Here is a 19,602-nt window from a genome sequence, read left to right as displayed (position 1 = left end):
GCGATCAGGCCAATCAGGCGGGCGGCGGAACGGTTGCCTTCATCGACGGCAGCTTGCCGAAAGCGGTGAACCACTTGGCGAGCTTCGGCCGCTTGTTGCGCCAATCATGGCTGCCGAAACGGAAGTCGAGATAGCCCAGCGCGCAGGCGATGGTAATGGTGCCGATGGTCGGCTTGCCTTTCAGCGCCTTGGCCTCGGCTTCGAGCTGGTCGAGCACGCCGTCGACCTTCTTCATCTGGCCCTTGGTCCAGTCGGGCCAGCGCCGCTCTTCCGGTCGCAGGAAACCTTCGTAGCGCGCCAGCAGTGCCGCATCGAGCAGGCCGTCGCCCATTGCCTGCTGGCGCAACGAGACCCAGCGGTCACGGCCCTTGCGTGGGAACAGCTTGCGGCCCTTGTGCTGATGGTCGAGATACTCGCAGATCACCGGCGAGTCGAAGAGGTCCATGTTCTTGATCGACAGCGCCGGGATCTTGCCGATCGGATTGTGCTTGTCGACATCGGCATTGGGCGCCACGGGCGTCAGCGCCACGTTCACCATGTCGATCTTCTTGTCGAGCCCGGTCTCGAGCGCCAGCACCCGGACCTTGCGGGCATAAGGCGATGACGGCGAATAGTAGAGCCTCATCTTGGCCATGGTCGGTCTCCTGTCTTCCGGTCGCGTCAGGCGCCGGCCATCCGGGGGATCTCGGTATCGTTCAGCCGTACCTTGCGCGCCGTCTCGACGAGCTGCTGCCAGGTAGTGGTGTCGATCGGAACGCCGTTCTTCTCGCGATCGAGCTTGCGGGCGCGCTCCGGCTCGCCGGGAACCAGCACTTCATCGACGCCGGGCTGCGGCTTGGCCGACTTCACCCAGCCGATGAAATTGTCGACCTCGTCCTCGTAGAAAGCGGTGCCGCCCATCGCCTCGGGATCGATGATGATCGACAGCATGTTGTTGATGATGTCGGTGCCGTCCTTCTTGATCGTGCGCGGGCTGTGCGTGCGGCCACCGGTGAGCGCACCGGCAAGCAGGTCACAGATCACGGCGAGGCCGCCGCCCTTGTGCAGGCCGAACGGCAGGATGGCGCCATAGGGCGCGTTGTACATCACGCCCGGCTCGGTCGTGGCGTTGCCTGCCGCATCGATCAGCAGGCCGGGTTCCATCTGGATCTTCTTGTTGTTGGCGACCCGTACCTTGCCCATCGCCACCTGGCTGGTGGCGAAGTCGAGCACGATCGGCTCCTGGCCCTTGCGCGGGATGGCCGTGCAGTAAGGGTTGGTGGTGAAGCGCGCCTCGGCGCCGCCGAACGGGGCCACCAGCGACTTGTGGCCATGCACGTTGACCCAGTGCGTGCTCACCATGCCGGCGCGCGCGCACTGCTCGCCCCAGTGGCCGATGCGGCCGATGTGATGCGAATTCTTCAGGCCGACGACGCAGACACCGTGCTTCTTTGCACGCTCGATGCCGATGTCCATCGCCTCCTTGGCGATGACCTGACCGTAGCCGGCGCCGCCTTCGACCACGATCACCGCGCCGTTGTCGCGATCGATTTTGGCGTGGTGGTTGCGCTTGCAGGCGCCCGCCATGGTGTTCTGGATGTAATGCGGCATCATGCCGACGCCGTGGCTGTCATGGCCGAACAGGTTGGCCAGCACGAGGTGATCGGCCACCAGCTTCGCTTCTTCGGCCGAGCTGCCGTCCGCCCGGCAGATTGCCATCGTGAAGCCATGCAGGCGGTCGGGTTCGATCCGGACCTCACCCACAGAGCTCTGCCCTTCGGCCATATCTTTCTCTCCCCCGATTCACGCTTTCGGCGCGCAAGGTTCCGCGTCGTCCCGGCCCTGTCAACGACGAAGCGGCACGCCTTGAATACACTGGAAAAAAGACGCCCTGATTTCGCCCATCTGGCCGCCCAAACACGGCCGGATCATCGCCTGGGGTCTTTGCCCGTGGTAGTGAGCAACAAAGCCCTCTCTCGTTCTCCGGGAATCTCGCATCGGATGCGATCTCTAGCCCGCCTCGCCTTGTTCCTGCTGCTGCTGATCGGTGTTGCGGACACAGCTTCGGCTCAAACAGCGTCGCAGCAACCGCAGCGCCCCTTCGGTCAGCTCACCGACCTGTGGACGCGTCAGCTCGACCGCATTGCCACCCGCACGGAGCAGGTGGGCCTGTTGCCGGTCGAAATCGATGGGCTGCGCGAACAGGCGACCGACGTGCGGACCGCGGCGATCGCGGCAGCGGCGCTGGCGCGCAACGATCTCGCCGACACCAAGAAACTCCTGGCGCCGCTCGAGATCAAACCGGGCACCGATGCACCGCCCGAAACAGACGCGCTGAAGGAGGAACGCCAGCGGCTGACCGACCAGGCAACGCTCAACGAAAGCCGGCTCAAACAGTGCGAGGTGGTGATCGCGCGCGCCGACCAGCTGCTCGAACGCCTGACCAAGGTGCGCAGCGAGCTGGTGTTCCAGACCCTGACGCGACGTGATCTCTCGCCGCTGTCGGCCGAGGTCTGGACAAAGATCGGGCCGCAGCTCGGCACCGCACTCGAGACGCTGGGCACGGCCATCGCCACGTGGGCCCGCAACGGCCTTACACCTCTCCGCAAACAGGACCTTGTACCGCTGGCCTTTTGGGCAGCGATCACCATCGGCCTCTGGTGGTTCGGCCGTGCGCTGCGCCAGCGCTTTGGCCGCAGCGGCACACACGTCAACCTGCAGCGCTATCGCACCATCGCCACGGCCATCGACGGGCTCGGCCTCGTGCTGGTGCCGATTCTTGCGGTCTGGCTGGTCAGCAAGCTCCTTCTCGCGACAGCACCGCCAGCGCCCCTCGACAGGCTGGTGCCGGAAGTAGCGATCCGCCTGATCTGGCTTCTCCTGGTCTTCGGCATGACGGCAGCTGGCCTGTCACCGGGCCGGCCGGAATGGCGGTTCATGCCGCTGACCGACGACAGCGCGCAGTACCTGTCGCAGGCTTTGCGCCGCCTGATGGTGGTCGGCGTGGCGCTGGATCTCGTTTATGTCGCCCTGACCCGGGGCGCAGATCACAGCGCAATTGCTCCCGTTGGCGCGCTGATCCTCACCACCACAGTGGCGCTGCTGGCGCTGCCGGCGCTCTCCAATCGTTCCTGGCAGGCCGCGCGCCCTGAAGGCTCTGATCTGCCACCGATGATCGGCGGCACCTGGTGGTCGATCATCCGCCTGGTGCTGACCGTGATGGTCCTCTCATCCATCGCCTTCGCCCTGGCAGGCTATGCCACGCTCGCCTCGCACCTCCATGCGGCAATCTCGGCGACCTGTGCGTTGATTGCGATCGCTTTGCTGCTGCATCAGCTTGTCTCCGACCTGCTCGAAGCCGCCGCCGCGCCGGATACGCCGCCAGGTGCCTGGGTCCGCCGCCGGTTCGGCCTGCCGCCCGACACCACCATACGCGGTCAGCATCTGGTGCTGCTGCTGTTCGATGTGGCGCTGGTGCTGTTACTGGCGATCGCTATTCCGGCAGCGTGGAACGTCGACATCGACGCCATCCTCGACGGCTTCGGCCAGCTCTTGCGCGGCGTGAAGGTGGGCGGCGTCACCATCTCGCTCGGCAATGTCGGCATGGCGATCATCGCCTTTGCCGTCTGCATGCTGCTTGCCCGTCTGGTGCGCAGCATCGTGCGCGACCGCGTCCTGCCGAGCGTCGACGCGCCCCTGCCGCTGCGCCAGTCGATCGATGCCGGCCTCAACTATGTCGGCGTCATCGTCGCCATCCTGATTGGGATCGGCGCGCTCGGTGTCGACTTCACCAACCTCGCCATCGTGCTGGGCGCACTGTCGGTCGGTATTGGCCTTGGCCTGCAGAACATCGCCAACAACGTGATCTCCGGCGTCATCCTGCTGGTCGAGCGGCCGATCAAGGCTGGTGACTGGATCATCGTGAGCGGCCACGAGGGTTTCGTGCGGCGCATCAACATCCGCGCCACCGAGATCGAAACCTTCCAGCGCACGCATGTGATCGTGCCCAACAGCGTCTTCCTGCAGAACCCGGTCGTCAACCGCACCTATTCGGACACATCGAGCCGCGTCGAGCTCAAGATCACCGTGCCGCTCGGGACCGAGGTCGCCGCCATGGAAGGCCTCCTGCGCGAGGCAGCGCTGGGGCATGCCCGCGTGCTGCGCGTGCCGGCGCCGATTGTGCGCTTCATGCGGATTTCATCGTCCGGGCTCGACTTCGAACTCTTCGTCTTCGTGTCCCGGCTCGAGGACCGACAGATCGTGACCAACGACCTGAACCGCTCGCTGCTCGCCAAACTGATCGAACTCAAGATCCTCGATCCGGCACCCATGTCGGAACTCAAGCTGCGCGGTCTCGATCGTGTCGGTGTCACGCTGCTGCACGGCGATCCTGAATCGGAACCAAAGAGCGGCCACAAGGACGCTCCCCCGGAGAAGTCGGGCGATGCCGACGCGCCGCCGAAGGTCTGAGGCGCCGCGCCGCCGCTGGCCGCTCTACGCGTTGTTCGCCACAGGCGCGCTCGCGGGCGTGGTGCTCTGGGCTTATGCGCCGTCGTTGCCTGCCGAAACTCTGATCGCGCGGTACACCAATGATCGCTCGCGCTTCATCGATGTCGGCGGCGTGCGTGCCCATGTCCGCGACCAGGGAAACCCCGATGGCGTACCGGTACTGCTGATCCATGGCTCGAACGGCTCGCTGCAAGTGTGGGAAGGCTGGGCGCGCGAACTGGCGCAAAGCTCGCGCGTGATCTCCGTCGATCTGCCCGGCCACGGCCTGACCGGCACCTGGCCGCGCGACGAATATACAGTCGAGGCCTATGCCGATTTCATCGAGGTGCTGATCGACAACCTCCACCTCGACAAGGTCGTACTGGTCGGCCACTCGCTGGGCGGCGCCGTGGCCTGGAGCTTTGCCGCAACGCGTCCCGACCGCGTGATCCAGCTCGTACTGGTCGATGCCGCCGGCTATCCGCGACAGGACGACGAGGTGCCGCTGATGACGCGGCTGGCACGCACACCGGTACTGGGCGACATCGGCATCTACTTCAAGCCTGAGAGCATGGTGCGGCGCTCGCTGCGCGACGCCTATGCCGATCCCGCCCAGGCGACACCGGACCGGATCAGGCGCATGGCCGAGCTGCAGCGCTTTCCCGGCAACCGCGAAGCCACCCTGCAACGCGCCCGCACGCAGGAGCCGCTCGACCCTACGCCGCTGCGCCGAATGGACGTGCCGACCCTGATTCTGTGGGGTGGCAAGGATCGCTGGGTGCCGGCCGCCGACGCCTTCCGCTTCCAGAACGACATCAAGGGCGCCAAGCTCGAGATCTTCGGCAACCTCGGCCACAATCCGATGGAAGAAGACCCCAAGGCGACTGCTGCCACCGCCGCCGCGTTCATTGCGGGTGCGCCCTTGCCGCCACAACCCGCCGAGCCCACGCCGCCGCCCGAGCCTGAGCCCGCCGGTGCCGACCACGCGGTGCAGCCGTCGGTGATGCCGGAGAAGGATTAAGAGGCGAGCAGCGCTTCCACCTGCGCGTCGATGAACGCGACATCCTCAGGATTGTCGCGCGGATTGCCGGCGCGATGGCCCCATACCGAGGGGATTTCGGCCAGCTTGCCGTACTTGAGATGGGGCAGCTCGGCGCGGTTATCGTCGGTCTGGAAATAGAGATCGGTGGCCGATGGCATCAGCAGCACCTTGGCCTTGATGCCGGCCAGGGCCATCTCGAGGTCTCCGCGGTAAAGGTCGTTGGCGGAGATATCGCCGTTTTGCCAGGTCCAGAGCTGGGCCAACAGATCTCGCATGTCACGACGCACGAAGTTCGCCTCCCAGGAGCGAACCAGAAAATCCTCGAGGCTCGCGAAGCCGAGACCGCGCCACATCTCACGGCGATAGAAGGTCTGGCTGAGCGCCCAGCCAGCGTAGATGCGACCCATGGCACGCAGCCCTTCCTCGGGTGAACGCGCCGCCAGCAAGGTGGTGCGGATGCCTTCGAGGAAGACGAAGTTGTGCGGCGCCGTGCGCGCCGAACCGCAGTTCACCACGATACGCTCGACCGCGTCACCGAACAGGGCCGCCCAGTGATAGGCCTGCTGCGCACCCATCGACCAGCCATAGACCATCTTCAGCCGATCGATGCCGAACAGCTCGTTCAGCAAGCGGCGTTGCTGCACGACGTTGTCGTAGGTCGTGATCTGCGGGAACTCACCCGGCGTGTTCGACGGCGAGGACGAGAGGCCGTTGGTGAACATGTTGGGGATGACGATGAAGTAGCGGCTGGGATCGAGGCAGCGCTCCGGATTCACCAGCCATTCGATGTCGGTGTGGTGGGCACCGTAACTCGTCGGATAGAGGATGACGTTGTCGAGCCGCGGCGAGAGCGTGCCGAATGTCTTGTAGACGATACGCGCCTCGCGCAGGGTGCCGCCGCGCTGCAGCGGCAGGTCACCACATTCGAAGACGCCCTGGCTGGTCCTCATGCGCCGACCGATCAGGTCACCGGTGCCCACAGTCCTTCTTTGTAAGCACGCTCGGTCGCGGCCTCGCGCTGCTTCTTCTCTTCCTCGGAAAGACCAACCTGATCGCCGACCATGCGGCTGATCGATGGGAAGGTGCCCTTCGGCTGGACATAGTCGCCGGTCCAGAGCCGCGACCGCAGCAGCGCCTTGGCACAATGCAGGTAGGCCTGCCGCACCGAGACGACGATGGCGCATTTCGGCACCTTGCCTTGCACGGCCATCGACTCCAGCAACGCCGGGTCGACCGAGAGGCGCGCCGTGCCCGCGACTCGTACCGTCTCGCTGACGCCGGGCAGCAGAAAGATCAGCGCGACCTCAGGATTCTCCAGCAGGTTCTTCAACGTATCGAGCCGGTTGTTGCCGGGGCGGTCGGCGATCGCGATCGTCTTCTCGTCGAGCACCTTGAACGATCCGGGCGGATCGCCGCGCGGGGTCACGTCCTGCTTGCCCGAGGCATCGGCCGTGGCGACCAGGCAGATCGGCGACAGCCCGATGAAGCGGCCCATATGGGCGTCGATGCGGCCGATATCCTTTATCGCCGCGGTCTTGGAGACCGGTGCGTAGGAACCGACCAGCGCCGCCGCGCCGGCGGCGTCGAGCAGCGCGGGTTCCCTGGACGGTGCAGAAAAAGGCATCGAATCAGGCATTTGTTAGACCTCCATCATTACCGGGAAGGCTACCAGCCATGTCTTTCCCTGGAAACCATTGGCCGCGACGAGTCGTTTGCTCACAGAACCACACCAAGAGAGGAGGACCAGATGAGCGACTATAACCCTAACGATCTGGGTCCCAACCGCGACCGTTACGGTCAGCAACCGGGATACGAGACCAACACGGGCAACTCAGGCTTCGCGCTTCTGGCCATTTTGGCCGGCGTCGCCTTGGTGGGCGGATATCTTTACTTCGCCAACCCGCAGAACAATGAGCAGCAGGCTCAGTCTCCGCCAGCTACCGAACGGTCGCTGACCGAAACGCCGAGTGCCAATCCGAATACGGTGCCTGGCATCGACCAGCCCAAGCCGCCGGCTTCGGCCGCGCCGATGGCCCCGGTCACGCCCGCCCAGCCGCGCCCCGCGCCGCAGGAGTAGGTCATGGCGAGTAACGACCTTCGTACGCCCAGTCGGGGTCTCTACCTGGTGGTAGGGGTGGTGGCAGTGCTCATGATCGCGGTCGGCTTGTTGTTCATGTCGGGCACTGTCGACATCCACAACGACACCGCCCGCGCGCCGCCCGACCCGGCGGCGACCACCGTACCACCGGATGAGACGCGAACACCGGCGATCCCGATGCGCCCGACACCGGCGCCGACCGACACCGCACCAGCGCCTAACCCGCCTGCACAGCAGTGATGCTGGGTTGGGAAACAAGGACAAAAAAAGCCCGATCGCGAGTTCCGCGATCGGGCGCACAGGCCTTAATCTCTGCAAATTCGAGTTAGCAGTTTGTCAGGCGGCGGACCAGAGTGTCCGCCGATTTTTTCGTGCATAGCTTGCCTGCATTAGGCTTGTCCGAAGGAAGCTTCACCCGGTTGGGGGAACGACCGGAACGGGCGGAGCAACCGCAGGGCGAGTGACCCGGCCACCCCGGATGGTCAGGCGCCAGGGGATCGGGTCCGACCGGCCCATGGCTGCACCCTGGACGGCCAGGCAACGCTGAAAGACAGGATCGAACATGTCGTCATTGTCTCCACCACTGCCGATGCGGCAGGGACCGGGCGGTGGCATGCCGGGCTGTGGAACCTTGGCGCCGTAGTCGATCAGCGAAGCGGCATCGATGTAGCGCGCGACGTTGCCGCGTTGGCGGCCGACCGTCAGCAGCGACTCCACACTAGAACGCAGCAGCTGGTCGACCGCAATAGAGGCGGTGCGGCCGGCGATGCTCAAGAGATCGAGACCGTCTTTGCCGGTGCAATCACGCCCCACCTTCATGTCGCCGCTGACCACGATGGTGAGGTCGAGCCGTCGCCCTTGCAGGGCCGCCTGCAGCTCGCGCGTGAAGAAGACATGCAGGCGAACGCCACATCGACATAGAGGTTGTTGTCGATGAACTCCGGCGGGAAGCCCATGGGCAGCGCTGCCGAAGCCATGATGGCGGCAACCATGCGCTGGCGTTTTTGCGCCATGGTCATGTCCTTGCGTGCAGCGATGGCGGTGAGGTCGAAGACCTCGGGCACGCCGCTGTCGAGATTGGTCGCCATCACGGCCAGCGTGCGCGTCGCATTCTCGGCGGCGATCGCCTCGACCATTTCCTCGTCCAGGATCTCCTCGACCTTTCGCCTCAGCGGCGCGTTGTCGTAAAGCGATGTGGCGGTAAGCAGTGCGAGCGTGCCGCGGGATGTGAAGACATCCTTGTTGCCGAGGTTGGAATACATCTCTCGCAGCTTGGCCATGCGCTTGGCATCGCCCAGGAAGATCACCGGTGCGACCATCGAACCGGTGCTGACGCCCGTCACCACGTCGAACTTGGGCCGTGGCTCGGCGCTGTTCTCGCCCCAGCCTTCGAGGAAGCCCACCGAGAAGGCGCCCCAGGCGCCGCCAGCGGAGACGGAGAGGATGCGCGTCGGCGGAGGTGCGGGTGGCGCGGCCGGGCGCGGCGCAACAGTCGGCGGCGGAGCCGGAGCCTGTTGGCGCGCATCGGCCTGGGCCGCGACCTTGTTACGGAAGGCTTCGTTGCGTGGTGTGGCAGCCGGTGGCGGCGCGGGCGCGGCGGCAGGCGGCACTCCGCCTGGCGGCACCGGCGCAAGCTGGACCTGCGCGTCGATCACGCTCTGATAGATGTCGGGCCAGGGGTAGGGTGAGCGTCCCGCTGTGGCGATCGACTTGCAGACTTCGCCCTGCAATGTCTCCGGCCGCGGTGAACCGCAGCCGACCAACATCAACGCCATGGCCAGGATGGCGAGCCGACGATCGATCATATCCCTCTCCCCAGAGGATTAAGGGTCGAGTGTGCGGAGAGTGTTGGCCGGGCGTCTAGTGCCCGGCCACGCACATCTCAGCGATCAGGGTTTCTTCTTTTTCGCCGCCTTCTTCGCCGATTTCTTCGCAACGACCCGCGCGCGCGCCGCCGCTCGCGCGAATGGATCCTCGTCGGGTGGATCCTCACCGCCCGTACCTGGATCGTCCTCCTCGGTGCCGTCGGTCTCCGGTGTCTGCAACATGATCAGGACGATGCGTTTCGAATCGTCCTCCGGCAGCCAGATGTCGTTGGTCGTCACGCGCAGGTCCGTCCCGGTCACAGCGGCGAACTTGATCGCCTCGCAGTTGGCCGCCTCCAAAGCTTCCTTGATGTACTTCTTGATGTCTTCAGCGGCATCGCTGCCGCCGCCAGGCATGTTGTTCGCCTTGGAGTGAAGGACCTTGAGGAAACCCCACCATCGTTTGGAATGAGGCGTGCCAGGCCCCCTTGCATCGCCCCAGATGCGCATGCGTCGCGCGATCTTGTGCAGTTTGAGACCTGCGGAACCGGGATCAAATCGCTTCATCCGGTTGGGCGTTCTGCGGATCTTCTGAATGCCGCTGTTGGGGCCGCTGTCGCTGAACTTGAAGTCCAGCCTGGCGACGATTCGTTGGATTTGCCTATCGTTCAGCCACAGTCCCATTGTTCCTTCCCCTGTCGACTCTATAAGTCCGCGACTTTCATCGCCTCGCGACGGCCGACGGTCGCGTAGCGACGGCCTAGCGATCTGCCAAAGACGGCTTGCAGGCCGCGGGTCGCAGCCCATTCATCGGCACGTTCCTCCGAGCTCAGCCAGAAATAGTGGGGGTGCAAAGGGGGACCACCGAGGTGATGCCCGGCCTCGTGGGCCATCACCCAGGCAATACCCGCGATCGAGAGCCGGCGATGCCGGGCGAGGCCACCATAGAGGCGGACACGCTGTCGCCCATCCAGCACGAAGGCCTGCGCGTTGCAGGTCGGCGACGTCCACAGAATGTCGAACCAAATGGCTGGGAAACGCGCAGCAAACCGCCCGACAATCCGTTCGATGCGGGTGCGATGCCGTAAATCCTGTAAAGACCGCAAATGACGCTTCGGCGTTACTGAGCCCAGGATCATGCCGAGGTCTCCACCGATCGAACGCCGAACTTAGGGCGAGGACCACGGGGAGTCTACAACCCGAGCGAGTCTCGACGAGACTCCCCTATTTGCGGAAGGGCCGCTAGACTTCGCTCTGCACCACCGTCGGGGTGACGATGCGTTGCACGAGTTGTGAAACCGAAAATGCTGGTGACAGCCGCTTCTGCATTTCCTGCGGATCGGCATTGGGTCGGCTTTGTCCCTCGTGCAACCACTTGAACGCGGCGATGGCCCGCTTCTGCACCCAGTGCGGCAAGGCCGTGCAACGGACGCCGATGACAGCGGCCGCCAACATCCCCGTCATCGAGGGTGAACTCAAACAGATCACAGTTTTGTTCTCAGACGTCTTCGGCTCGACGGAGCTGATCGAAGCCCTCGATCCCGAAGAAGCTGACCGCCGCCTGTCTCCCTGCATCGAGGCCATGAAGGAGGCGGTGCACCGTTTCGAGGGCACCGTCGTCAAGATCCAGGGCGACGGCATCATGGCTCTGTTCGGCGCGCCCAACCCGCAGGAGGACCATGCCGTACGCGCCTGCTGTGCTGCCCTTGCCATGCAGGCAGCGTTCAAGGCCCTGCCGTCGGCGCCGCCGGTGCGGGTCGGCATGCATTCTGGTGAAGTGCTGGCACGGGTGATTGCCAACGATTTCGCCAACGAGTTCGATGCCACCGGCCTCGCGGTCCACATCGCTAATCGTTTGCAAAACCTGGCGCCTCCCGGCGGTATCGCTCTTTCGTCGGCGACCCTGCGTGGTGCCCGACAGTTCGTCTCCGTCGAGTCACTCGGGGCCCAGCCGATCCGCGGTCTCTCGGCACCTCTCGAAATCTTCCTGCTCACTGGCCTGCGACGCGGCCCCAACAGCCAGCGGTTCAGTGGCGAGGTCGGTCGCTCCGACTTCGTCGGCCGCGATGCCGAGCTGGCGTTGCTCGAACGCGGCCTGGAGCGGGCGAGCGAAGGCGACGGATGCGCGGTCGGCCTGGTAGCCGACGCCGGCGTCGGCAAGAGTAGGCTCTGCTTCGAGTTCGCCGAACGCTGCCGCGCACGCGGCATACGAGTGCTCGAAGGTCTGGCGCTCGCGCACAGCCGCGCGACACCCTTCGAGCCGGTGATCGACGTGGTGAAGGCGCTCTTCGAGATCGCGCCGGACGACACTCCGGAGCGCGCCCGCGAGAAGATCATCGCGACATTGCAGTCCGTGAACGCCGATCTCGGCAGCGACCTCGCACTGCTGTTCGATTTTCTCGCCGTCGCCGATCCCGCCGTGACACTTCCCAGAGCCGACCCGGTCGCGCGACGCGAACGTCTGAACGGCCTGTTCCGTCGCCTTATCCGCACGGCGGGAACGACCGCCCCTGCCGTTATCCTGCTCGAGGATCTGCATTTCCTCGATTCAGGGAGCGAGTCGTTGCTCGAAGTGCTGGCAGAGGCGCTGCCCGGCACGCGCATTCTGTTCGTGGTCAACTTCCGGCCCGGCTACGCCGCGGCCTGGATGCATGGCGATCACTACGATCAGGTCTCGCTGGCGCCACTGCGGCAGGGAGCGGCTGATGTGATGGCCGCGCGGCTGCTCGGCGATGACGAATCGGTCGTGACACTCCTGGCGCTGATCGCTGACCGGGCGCGCGGCAACCCGCTGTTCATCGAGGAGCTGGTACGCAAGTTCGAGGAAAGCGGCCATCTTGCCGGAGAGCGCGGCGCCTACCGTCTGCTGCGAACGCCCGACATGCACCTGGTGCCCGACACGGTGCAGGCGATCATCGGCGCGCGCATCGATGGCCGGCCCGAGGCAGAGAAATCGATCCTGCAGACAGCCGCCGTGATCGGCCGCGAGTTCGCCCTGCCGGTACTGGCGCGGCTGGTCGGCGGATTAGCCTCGCAACTCGGCGGCACGATGCATCGCCTGGCCGGCGCCGGCCTTGTCTACGAAACTGGCGCCGGTGGCGGCGAAGGCCTGTTCGCCTTCCGTCATCCCATGGTGCAGGACGTCGCCTATCACTCGCTGCTTTCCGAGAAGCGGCGGACCCTGCATGCCTCGGTGGCCGCGGAACTCGAGAAAACCTTGCCCGATCCCAACGGCGCGCAGGCGAACTTCCTCGCCTACCACTGGGAAGAAGCAGGCAATCCCCTGCAGGCGGCTTCGTACAGCATGAAGGCCGGCACATGGCACGGCACGCGCGACCCTGCACAGGCCCTGGAGGCCTGGAAGCGGGCGCGCCGGTTGCTGATCGGATTGCCGCTGCAGGGACCGCAGCGATATCCGCTGCTGATGGCCAGCGGCCAGATCGTGAACCTCGCCTGGCGCGAGGGGCTGACGGCCGTCGATGTCGAACCTTACTACGCCGAGGCACTGGCGATTGCCCGCGAGCTGCACGATATGCGCGCCGTCACCTTGTTGACCGCCGCTTACGGCCGCGCATTGGCCGCCAGCGGCTCTGCCGAGGACTACGTCGCCACCGTCACCGAAGCCTTGGCGACCGTCGACGACAGCGTGCGCAACGCCAGCCTGCGAGTCGTGCTGACGGCGATCCAGTGCCATGCGCTCCGGCTATCGGGTGACCTGTCCCACGCGCTCGAAGCAAACGACCGTGCTCTGGCGCGCGTGCAGGATATCGACGAGGTCGACCAGCAGACACTCGGCTTCAGCATCGCCATCTGGATCAACGGCATGCGCGCCCAGATCCTCGCCATGATGGGGCGGTTCGACGAAGCGCGTTTATTGCTCGACGCGCTGATTGCCTCGGACGAAGCGACAGTGGACGTGCTGCACAGATTGCTGGCGCATGCCACGCAATGCGACATCGCCTGGGCGCTGGGTGACGTCGGCCTGCTGGAAAACCACAGCAAGCAGACGCTGCAGCTCGCCGAGCGCAGCGGCAACCCCTACCTCCTGGTCTACGGCAAAGGTTATGCCGGGCTAGCGCAGGCCATGCGCGGCGCTCACTCCGACGCAACGACGACACTGAGTGAGGCCTTGGCTTACGCTCGCCGCCGCAATGCCGGGTTGGAAAACGAAGCGCGTCTGTTGGCGGACCTCGCCCATGCCCAACTCCGCGCCGGCCTCGCCGATCGCGCACGCGACACGGCCGAGGAAGCCGCTGCCGTTGCACGCCGGCGTGGGGCCAAGGTCTGGCTGGCCTACAGCGAATGGCTGATTGGCGGCCCGGCATCGGCGTCGTTTAATACGCTGGTCGATACGACGGGCGCAGAATTGCTGCGGCGTCTCTCGCATCCGGGCGCGTAACGCGCTCCTCTAAAGGAAAGGGCGAAGCGCCTCACCCAACTGGCGAAAGGTTTCCTTGCGCGCGGAGGTGCGCCGCCAGACGAGTCCGATACGACGATGCGGCGCGCTGCCTGTCATTGGCCGCACGGCAACGTCGAGGCCGCGCACGATGCCGGCATCCAGCGCCATCTGCGGCATCAGGGTGACGCCCAATCCGTTGGCCACCATCTGGGCGAGCGTATGCAGGCTGGTGCCGTTGAAGGCGGTGTTGCGGCGCGCGCCTTCGAGTTCACACGCTGCCAACGCCTGGTCGCGCAGGCAGTGGCCATCCTCCAGCAGCAACAGATTTTCGCTCGCGATATCGGCCGGAGTCGCCGCATCGGTGGCCGGCAGCCGATGGTCGGCGGGATAGACGACAGAGAACCGATCCTCGCCGAGATCCATCACCTCGAGATCGCCCAGCGCATAAGGCAGCGCCAGCAGCACGGCATCGAGCTCGCCGGCGTCCAGCCGTTCGAGGAGCCGCGCGGTCTGGTCCTCGCGCAGATAGAGCTGCAGCTTGGGAAAGGTTTCACGTAACTGCGGCAGCGCGCGCGGCAGCAGGAACGGGCCGATGGTCGGGATGACACCGAGGTGCAGCGGCCCGGCCATGGGTTCGCGTGCCGCCTGCGCCACATCCATCAGTTCCTCGGCGCCCTTCAACAGGCCGCGCGACCGGTCCGCCAGATCGCGGCCCAATGCCGTCGGCACGACCGTGCGTTTGGTCCGCTCCAGCAGGGGGGCGCCCAGCAGATCTTCCAGCTCCTGGATACCGGCGCTCAGGGTCGACTGGCTGACGTTGCAGGCCGCAGCCGCCTGGCCGAAGTGGCAACGGTCGACCACGGCAACCAGATACCGCAGTTGCCGCAGGGTGGGGACGGTCCTCATGGATAGTATGTAATCGCTTTTTCCGATTAATCAATTCGGTATTTTGCGATTTAATAAATCTTAGAACGCTCCTAAGTCTTAGTCCGACGCCGGGTTCAGCCGTCGCCTTCCCGGCGTGACCGAACACTCAAGGAGTACCGAAATGTCTTTGATCAACACCGAAATTAAGCCGTTCAAGGCGACCGCCTTCCAGAAGGGCAAGTTCGTCGACGTGACCGACGCCAACCTCAAGGGGAAGGGCAAGTGGTCTGTCGTGTTCTTCTACCCGGCCGACTTCACCTTCGTCTGCCCGACCGAGCTCGAGGATCTGGCCGACAACTATGCCGAGTTCAAGAAGCTGGGCGTGGAGATCTACAGCGTCTCGACCGACACCCACTTCAGCCACAAGGCGTGGCACGACACCTCGGCTGCCATCAAGAAGATCGACTACGTGATGGTCGGTGACCCGACCGGCACGATCACCCGCAACTTCGGCGTGATGATCGAGGAAGCGGGCCTCGCGGACCGCGGCACCTTCGTCATCGACCCCGAAGGCAAGATCCAGATCGTCGAGATCACCGCCGGCGGCATCGGCCGCGACGCCAAGGAGCTGCTGCGCAAGGTCAAGGCCGCCCAGTACGTCGCCGCCCATCCGGGCGAAGTCTGCCCCGCCGCCTGGAAAGAAGGCGAGAAGACCCTGGCCCCGAGCCTGGATCTGGTCGGCAAGATCTAACGACGGCCGCTCACCAAACCTCTCCCCCGATGGCGGGGGAGAGGAACGTGATCAGAGTTTTTCCGGAGTAACTTCAATGTTGGACGCCAACCTCAAGACACAGTTGCAGGGATACCTCGAGCGCCTGACGCAGCCGGTGGAACTGGTGGCGTCTCTCGGCGACGACGCGAAGTCGCGCGAACTGCAGGAGCTCCTGGAAGAGATCGCCACGCTCTCCGACAAGGTGACCTATGTGCGCCGCGACGACGATGCGCGCCGGCCATCTTTCGCCATCGTGCGCGCCGGTACCGACATCTCCGTGCGCTTCGCCGGCCTGCCGATGGGCCATGAATTCACGTCTCTGGTGCTGGCGCTGCTGCAGGTCGGCGGCCATCCCAGCAAGGAGACGCAGGAGACGATCGAGCGCATCCAGGGCCTGCCGGGCGACCAGGCGTTCGAGACCTATTTCTCGCTGTCCTGCCAGAACTGCCCCGACGTGGTGCAGGCGCTGAACCTGATGAGCGTGCTCAATCCGAAGATCCGCCACACCGCTATCGACGGCGCGCTGTTCCAGGAGGAAGTTGAGAAGCGTGGCGTGATGGCCGTGCCCTCGGTGTTCCTGAACGGCCAGCCCTTCGCGCAGGGCCGCATGAGCCTGGAGCAGATCCTGGCCAAGCTCGACACCGGCGCCGGCGAGCGCGCGGCCGAGGAGATCGCAGCCAAGGCGGCGTTCGACGTGCTGGTCATCGGCGGTGGCCCGGCCGGCGCTGCAGCGGCGATCTATGCCGCCCGCAAGGGCATCCGCACCGGCATCGCCTCGGAGCGCTTCGGCGGCCAGGTGCTGGACACGATGGGCATCGAGAACTTCATCTCCGTTTCCCACACCGAGGGCCCGAAGATGGCCGCGGCGCTGGAGAGCCACGTGAAGGACTACGAGGTCGATGTGATGGACCTGCAGACCGCCACGAAGCTGATCCCGGCGACGCAGCCGGGCGGCCTGGTGGAAGTACAGCTCCAGAACGGTGCCAGCCTCAAGGCGCGCACGGTCGTACTATCCCCCGGCGCGCGCTGGCGGCAGATGAACGTTCCGGGCGAAGCCGAGTATCGCAACAAGGGCGTGGCCTACTGCCCGCATTGCGACGGCCCGTTGTTCAAGGGCAAGCGGGTGGCGGTGATCGGCGGCGGCAACTCCGGCGTCGAGGCGGCGATCGACCTCGCGGGCATCGTGGCGCATGTCACCTTGATCGAGTTCGACAGCCAGCTCCGGGCCGACGCCGTGCTGCAGGCCAAGCTCGCATCGCTGCCGAACGTCACCACACTCGTTTCCGCCCAGACGACGGAAGTTCATGGCGACGGCGCCAAGGTGACGGGCCTCTCCTACAAAGACCGGCCGAGCGGCGAGACGAAGCAGGTCGAGCTGGACGGCATCTTCGTGCAGATCGGCCTGGTGCCCAACACCGAGTGGCTGAAGGGAGTGATCGCGCTCAGCCCGCGCGGTGAGATCGAGGTCGACGCCCGCGGCGCCACCTCCGCCACCGGCGTGTTCGCCGCCGGCGATGCGACGACCGTGCCCTACAAGCAAATCGTCATCGCCATGGGTGAAGGCGCCAAGGCCGCACTCTCGGCGTTCGACTACCTGATCCGCAACGAGCCGGTGGACATCGCCAAGGCTGCGTGACGTCCACTTCGCCTCTTCCCATGAGGGGAGAGGCGAAGTGATGGCATACTCATCCGGCAAACCTCTCGAACAGGAGCCCGATGAAAATCCAGCCGACCCGCCGCCACCTGCTTGCCGCTGCTCCCGCCACGGCGGCGCTTGCGCTCAGTGCTTCCGGCGCCCACGCACAAACCGGCAACGCGTCCGGACCAACCCCGGCCGGCTGGAACGACGGCCTGGCGCATCCCATCCCCTATACGCCACCGCCGGGCGCGGGAAAGGAACGCGGTCTCGTGCTGGGCGGCGGCGGCGCCTATCTCGTCTCGTGGATGATGGGCTATTTCCATGCGCTGAAGCAGAACGGCGTCGACCTGGCGACGGCCGACATCGTGGTCGGCACCTCCGCCGGTTCGATCGCCGGTGCCGTGCTGACCGGCGGCCGGCTGTGGCGGCTCACCGCCGAGCTCGACGTGTTCGCCGATTTCCCGAAGCTGTTTGCTGCCCTCGTGCCCGCCCTGCAGGCCAACGAGAGCCAGATTAGGGCGCGCCGAATGGCGATCGAGGCACGGGATGCCAACCCCGCGACCATCCGCGCGATCGGCCGCGCGGCGATGGCGGCCCGCAATCCCGACGACGCCAAGGGCTACGAGACAGTAGTAGGCCGCCTGATCGGCAACGACCCATGGCCCTCGCCCAAGCTGCATACCACTGCCAACGATTGCTACACCGGCGAGCGCCTCGTGGTGAGCCAGAGTGCGGGCGTGCCGATCACGGCGGCGTGCGCGGCGAGTTCCTCGCTCCCCGGCTCGATGGGGCCGACATGGCTGAAGGACCGGCTCTGCATGGATGGCGGCATCTGCCAGACGAGCACACACGGCGACGTCGTGGCGGGCGTCAGGCGCGCGCTGTTCATCTCGCTCACCGACGGCGGACCGCAGGCCGTGGAGCAGGGCCTGCGCACCTCGGGCATGCCGAACACATTGCAGCAGGAAACCCGCGACCTCGAGGCCGGCGGCACGAAGACCATGCTCGTGGTCGTGGGCCTGCTGCCCGGCGTGGAGAAAGTGGACAGCCTCATGGATCCGAAATGGATCGCACCACTTCTCAAATATGGCCACGAACGCGGGTTGGCGGACGTGGCAAAGGTGAAGGCGTTCTGGAACTAGCCGTCCTCCCTGTCGTCTCGACCGGGTACAGACCCTAGCCGCGCGACGGCGGCCTACGTTCCGGACGAGGCCGCCGTCAGCCGATCGAAATCCTGAAGCACGGCGGCGATCAACGTCCTCGTTCGGGCGTCGCCGCCGGTCGCGGTGGCGGCGTAGCGGCCAAGCAGGTAGCGTGCCTTGTCCGCGGCCTCCAGCCAACTCTCGGCCGGACGCGCCAGCAGTTGGCGCTCCACCTCCTCCTGGCGTTTGCGCAGCGCCTCCTCATTGGCTTCGACATCCGATACCAAGCGGCGCAGTTCGGTCGCGTGCTGTGATGCCAATCCGCGACGCTGATCCAGATCGATCGTCTTGTCGGTCATGACGCTGCGCCTCCGGTCGTTCGCTAGGCCCTCTATCCAAGCGGCGTTCGCAGCAGCGCGTATCCCGCGATGAGCAGGATGAGGAAGATCGGAAACAGGATGGGCGGATCGTACCAGTTCCAACTATTCACTGAGGCACTTCGCTTGTTGGCGCGGCTCCTGCCGCGACTTGGCTGCACTATTGTTGGTGGCGGAAACCTCGCGTCCGCCGGCACGTCGCAAGATGGTCACTAGTGCAAGGCAAACAGGTTCAACCCGGACGAGCCGACACTGAGAAAAGTGCCGATACCCGCGAGGATCAGCACGGCGATGCCGATGTCCTTGGCGAGCGAGAGGGCCGAGCGGAGGCGTTGGCGGGCGACTTCCTTTTCAAAGGCGAGCTGGAGCGCCTGGTCACGAAGACCCTTGGCTGAGTCGATTGTCATAAAAGGCCCTCTCCAATTGGAGAAATGGGCACCATCTGGGCTGTACGCAGGGCCACCGACACGCCGTTTGGCTAGAGCGGTGTGGAGTGCCCGCCGAGCGGACGGGCCGTGTTGCTCCCCTGAACATGGGTGCTTCCGGCCATGGTTACAATGACGATTGAGGGCGGCGCGGCCTCGAAAAGAGACCGCGCCTTTGTCGCTACGGCGTTCAGCCCGGCATCTTGTCGATGAAACCAACCACCGATGCCAGCCGCCCATCGGGCGCCAGGGTGCAGAAGTCGACACCTTCGACCACCGACGGGCCCGACGCGGGGCCGAGCGACCAGGTGAAGCGCAGCGCCCCGTTGTGGGCATCGACCTTCGAGGTCCGCTTCAGCACGAAGCCCGGAAACTTGGCCTGCACGCCGGCCAGCATGGCGTCGATCCCGGCAGGGCCATCGCTCGTCATCACCGGATCGCGGTAGGTGCTCTTTTCAGCAAAGGACTGGGCAATGGCAGCAGCGCGACGGCCGGCATCGGTCTCGTTCCAGGCAGCGACGTAGGTTTCGACGACGGCGTCGGGCGATGAAGTGATGGTGGACATGGCT

At 65.4% G+C, this 19,602-nt stretch carries 20 protein-coding genes; 8 read left to right on the top strand and 12 right to left on the bottom strand.

What is annotated here, in order from left to right; translation table 11 throughout:
- Window positions 1-13: 13 nt before the first annotated feature.
- A complete protein-coding gene (locus tag EPO50_RS30425) occupies window positions 14-634 on the bottom strand; it encodes a glutathione S-transferase (RefSeq protein WP_296350692.1) in 621 nt (206 codons plus the stop codon).
- 26 nt (window positions 635-660) lie between these two features.
- Window positions 661-1,764 carry a malate/lactate/ureidoglycolate dehydrogenase gene (locus tag EPO50_RS30420; RefSeq protein WP_296350690.1) on the bottom strand — a complete coding sequence of 368 codons (1,104 nt, stop codon included), beginning with the start codon at window positions 1,762-1,764 and terminating at the stop codon, window positions 661-663.
- 216 nt (window positions 1,765-1,980) lie between these two features.
- On the opposite strand from EPO50_RS30420, the gene EPO50_RS30415 reads away from it, so the two are divergent.
- Entirely contained in the window at window positions 1,981-4,449 is a 2,469-nt protein-coding gene (locus EPO50_RS30415) for a DUF3772 domain-containing protein (protein WP_296350689.1), read from the top strand.
- Window positions 4,424-5,488, top strand: a complete 1,065-nt coding sequence (locus EPO50_RS30410) for an alpha/beta hydrolase (protein ID WP_296350687.1) — start codon at window positions 4,424-4,426, stop codon at window positions 5,486-5,488. The genes EPO50_RS30415 and EPO50_RS30410 overlap by 26 nt, the downstream gene beginning before the upstream one ends.
- Here the strand turns inward: EPO50_RS30410 and EPO50_RS30405 are convergent.
- Entirely contained in the window at window positions 5,485-6,459 is a 975-nt protein-coding gene (locus tag EPO50_RS30405) for an alpha/beta fold hydrolase (protein ID WP_296350686.1), read from the bottom strand. The two genes, EPO50_RS30410 and EPO50_RS30405, sit on opposite strands and share 4 nt — an antisense overlap.
- An 11-nt stretch (window positions 6,460-6,470) precedes the next feature.
- Complete coding sequence (locus tag EPO50_RS30400; RefSeq protein ID WP_296350685.1) at window positions 6,471-7,145, bottom strand: MSMEG_1061 family FMN-dependent PPOX-type flavoprotein; 675 nt, start codon at window positions 7,143-7,145, stop codon at window positions 6,471-6,473.
- Window positions 7,146-7,256: 111 nt separating this feature from the next.
- Between EPO50_RS30400 and EPO50_RS30395 the strand changes: the two genes are divergently transcribed.
- Window positions 7,257-7,586 (top strand): hypothetical protein, encoded by a 330-nt coding sequence (locus tag EPO50_RS30395; RefSeq protein WP_296350683.1) that lies wholly within the window; start codon window positions 7,257-7,259, stop codon window positions 7,584-7,586.
- Window positions 7,587-7,589: 3 nt separating this feature from the next.
- Window positions 7,590-7,847 (top strand): hypothetical protein, encoded by a 258-nt coding sequence (locus EPO50_RS30390; protein WP_296350681.1) that lies wholly within the window; start codon window positions 7,590-7,592, stop codon window positions 7,845-7,847.
- A 171-nt stretch (window positions 7,848-8,018) separates the two neighbouring features.
- On the opposite strand, the gene EPO50_RS30385 is transcribed toward EPO50_RS30390, so the two are convergent.
- From EPO50_RS30385 to EPO50_RS30370, 4 genes are all read right to left on the bottom strand, one after another.
- Window positions 8,019-8,426, bottom strand: a complete 408-nt coding sequence (locus tag EPO50_RS30385; protein WP_296350679.1) for a hypothetical protein — start codon at window positions 8,424-8,426, stop codon at window positions 8,019-8,021.
- A complete protein-coding gene (locus EPO50_RS30380; RefSeq protein WP_296350677.1) occupies window positions 8,423-9,412 on the bottom strand; it encodes a patatin-like phospholipase family protein in 990 nt (329 codons plus the stop codon). Before EPO50_RS30380 ends, EPO50_RS30385 begins: the two co-directional genes overlap by 4 nt.
- Before the next feature lie 84 nt (window positions 9,413-9,496).
- Entirely contained in the window at window positions 9,497-10,096 is a 600-nt protein-coding gene (locus tag EPO50_RS30375; RefSeq protein ID WP_296350675.1) for a hypothetical protein, read from the bottom strand.
- 20 nt (window positions 10,097-10,116) lie between these two features.
- Window positions 10,117-10,551, bottom strand: coding sequence for a hypothetical protein (locus EPO50_RS30370; RefSeq protein ID WP_296350673.1), 435 nt, complete (start codon window positions 10,549-10,551; stop codon window positions 10,117-10,119).
- 137 nt (window positions 10,552-10,688) lie between these two features.
- Between EPO50_RS30370 and EPO50_RS30365 the strand changes: the two genes are divergently transcribed.
- Window positions 10,689-13,811 carry an adenylate/guanylate cyclase domain-containing protein gene (locus EPO50_RS30365; RefSeq protein WP_296350671.1) on the top strand — a complete coding sequence of 1,041 codons (3,123 nt, stop codon included), beginning with the start codon at window positions 10,689-10,691 and terminating at the stop codon, window positions 13,809-13,811.
- A gap of 9 nt (window positions 13,812-13,820) precedes the next feature.
- Here the strand turns inward: EPO50_RS30365 and EPO50_RS30360 are convergent, their stop codons facing one another.
- Window positions 13,821-14,717 carry a hydrogen peroxide-inducible genes activator gene (locus EPO50_RS30360; RefSeq protein ID WP_296350669.1) on the bottom strand — a complete coding sequence of 299 codons (897 nt, stop codon included), beginning with the start codon at window positions 14,715-14,717 and terminating at the stop codon, window positions 13,821-13,823.
- Between the two features lie 142 nt (window positions 14,718-14,859).
- Between EPO50_RS30360 and ahpC the strand changes: the two genes are divergently transcribed.
- From ahpC to EPO50_RS30345, 3 genes are all read left to right on the top strand, one after another.
- On the top strand, window positions 14,860-15,429 hold the full coding sequence (gene ahpC / locus EPO50_RS30355; protein WP_296350667.1) for an alkyl hydroperoxide reductase subunit C: 570 nt from the start codon (window positions 14,860-14,862) through the stop codon (window positions 15,427-15,429).
- A 76-nt stretch (window positions 15,430-15,505) separates the two neighbouring features.
- Window positions 15,506-17,086, top strand: a complete 1,581-nt coding sequence (gene ahpF, locus EPO50_RS30350) for an alkyl hydroperoxide reductase subunit F (protein ID WP_296350665.1) — start codon at window positions 15,506-15,508, stop codon at window positions 17,084-17,086.
- Window positions 17,087-17,166: 80 nt separating this feature from the next.
- The gene (locus EPO50_RS30345; protein ID WP_296350664.1) at window positions 17,167-18,231 is read left to right on the top strand and encodes a patatin-like phospholipase family protein; all 1,065 of its coding nucleotides are present in this window, start codon (window positions 17,167-17,169) and stop codon (window positions 18,229-18,231) included.
- A 53-nt stretch (window positions 18,232-18,284) separates the two neighbouring features.
- On the opposite strand, the gene EPO50_RS30340 is transcribed toward EPO50_RS30345, so the two are convergent.
- The 3 genes from EPO50_RS30340 to EPO50_RS30330 all read right to left on the bottom strand — a co-directional run bounded on the left by EPO50_RS30340 (window position 18,285) and on the right by EPO50_RS30330 (window position 19,598).
- Window positions 18,285-18,590, bottom strand: coding sequence for a hypothetical protein (locus EPO50_RS30340; protein WP_296350662.1), 306 nt, complete (start codon window positions 18,588-18,590; stop codon window positions 18,285-18,287).
- A gap of 230 nt (window positions 18,591-18,820) precedes the next feature.
- Window positions 18,821-19,015 (bottom strand): hypothetical protein, encoded by a 195-nt coding sequence (locus EPO50_RS30335; protein WP_296350660.1) that lies wholly within the window; start codon window positions 19,013-19,015, stop codon window positions 18,821-18,823.
- A gap of 208 nt (window positions 19,016-19,223) precedes the next feature.
- A complete protein-coding gene (locus EPO50_RS30330; protein WP_296350659.1) occupies window positions 19,224-19,598 on the bottom strand; it encodes a nuclear transport factor 2 family protein in 375 nt (124 codons plus the stop codon).
- Window positions 19,599-19,602: the final 4 nt, after the last annotated feature.

The sequence above is a fragment of the Reyranella sp. genome (genome assembly GCF_004297405.1).
GTDB lineage: Bacteria > Pseudomonadota > Alphaproteobacteria > Reyranellales > Reyranellaceae > Reyranella.
The sequence above is the reverse complement of the archived record's forward strand: the minus strand, read 5'-3'. Positions and strand labels throughout refer to the sequence as shown.

Excerpts from the sequence above, each read along its gene's own strand:
- EPO50_RS30425 (WP_296350692.1), bottom strand. The coding sequence starts at position 634 with ATGGCCAAGATGAGGCTCTACTATTCGCCGTCATCGCCTTATGCCCGC.
- EPO50_RS30390 (WP_296350681.1), top strand. The coding sequence starts at position 7,590 with ATGGCGAGTAACGACCTTCGTACGCCCAGTCGGGGTCTCTACCTGGTG.
- EPO50_RS30370 (WP_296350673.1), bottom strand. The coding sequence starts at position 10,551 with ATGATCCTGGGCTCAGTAACGCCGAAGCGTCATTTGCGGTCTTTACAG.
- EPO50_RS30380 (WP_296350677.1), bottom strand. The coding sequence starts at position 9,412 with ATGATCGATCGTCGGCTCGCCATCCTGGCCATGGCGTTGATGTTGGTC.
- EPO50_RS30375 (WP_296350675.1), bottom strand. The coding sequence starts at position 10,096 with ATGGGACTGTGGCTGAACGATAGGCAAATCCAACGAATCGTCGCCAGG.
- EPO50_RS30385 (WP_296350679.1), bottom strand. The coding sequence starts at position 8,426 with ATGAAGGTGGGGCGTGATTGCACCGGCAAAGACGGTCTCGATCTCTTG.
- EPO50_RS30330 (WP_296350659.1), bottom strand. The coding sequence starts at position 19,598 with ATGTCCACCATCACTTCATCGCCCGACGCCGTCGTCGAAACCTACGTC.
- EPO50_RS30420 (WP_296350690.1), bottom strand. The coding sequence starts at position 1,764 with ATGGCCGAAGGGCAGAGCTCTGTGGGTGAGGTCCGGATCGAACCCGAC.
- ahpC (WP_296350667.1), top strand. The coding sequence starts at position 14,860 with ATGTCTTTGATCAACACCGAAATTAAGCCGTTCAAGGCGACCGCCTTC.
- EPO50_RS30365 (WP_296350671.1), top strand. The coding sequence starts at position 10,689 with ATGCGTTGCACGAGTTGTGAAACCGAAAATGCTGGTGACAGCCGCTTC.
- EPO50_RS30335 (WP_296350660.1), bottom strand. The coding sequence starts at position 19,015 with ATGACAATCGACTCAGCCAAGGGTCTTCGTGACCAGGCGCTCCAGCTC.
- EPO50_RS30410 (WP_296350687.1), top strand. The coding sequence starts at position 4,424 with ATGCCGACGCGCCGCCGAAGGTCTGAGGCGCCGCGCCGCCGCTGGCCG.
- EPO50_RS30340 (WP_296350662.1), bottom strand. The coding sequence starts at position 18,590 with ATGACCGACAAGACGATCGATCTGGATCAGCGTCGCGGATTGGCATCA.
- EPO50_RS30400 (WP_296350685.1), bottom strand. The coding sequence starts at position 7,145 with ATGCCTGATTCGATGCCTTTTTCTGCACCGTCCAGGGAACCCGCGCTG.
- EPO50_RS30405 (WP_296350686.1), bottom strand. The coding sequence starts at position 6,459 with ATGAGGACCAGCCAGGGCGTCTTCGAATGTGGTGACCTGCCGCTGCAG.
- EPO50_RS30360 (WP_296350669.1), bottom strand. The coding sequence starts at position 14,717 with ATGAGGACCGTCCCCACCCTGCGGCAACTGCGGTATCTGGTTGCCGTG.
- ahpF (WP_296350665.1), top strand. The coding sequence starts at position 15,506 with ATGTTGGACGCCAACCTCAAGACACAGTTGCAGGGATACCTCGAGCGC.
- EPO50_RS30395 (WP_296350683.1), top strand. The coding sequence starts at position 7,257 with ATGAGCGACTATAACCCTAACGATCTGGGTCCCAACCGCGACCGTTAC.
- EPO50_RS30415 (WP_296350689.1), top strand. The coding sequence starts at position 1,981 with ATGCGATCTCTAGCCCGCCTCGCCTTGTTCCTGCTGCTGCTGATCGGT.
- EPO50_RS30345 (WP_296350664.1), top strand. The coding sequence starts at position 17,167 with ATGAAAATCCAGCCGACCCGCCGCCACCTGCTTGCCGCTGCTCCCGCC.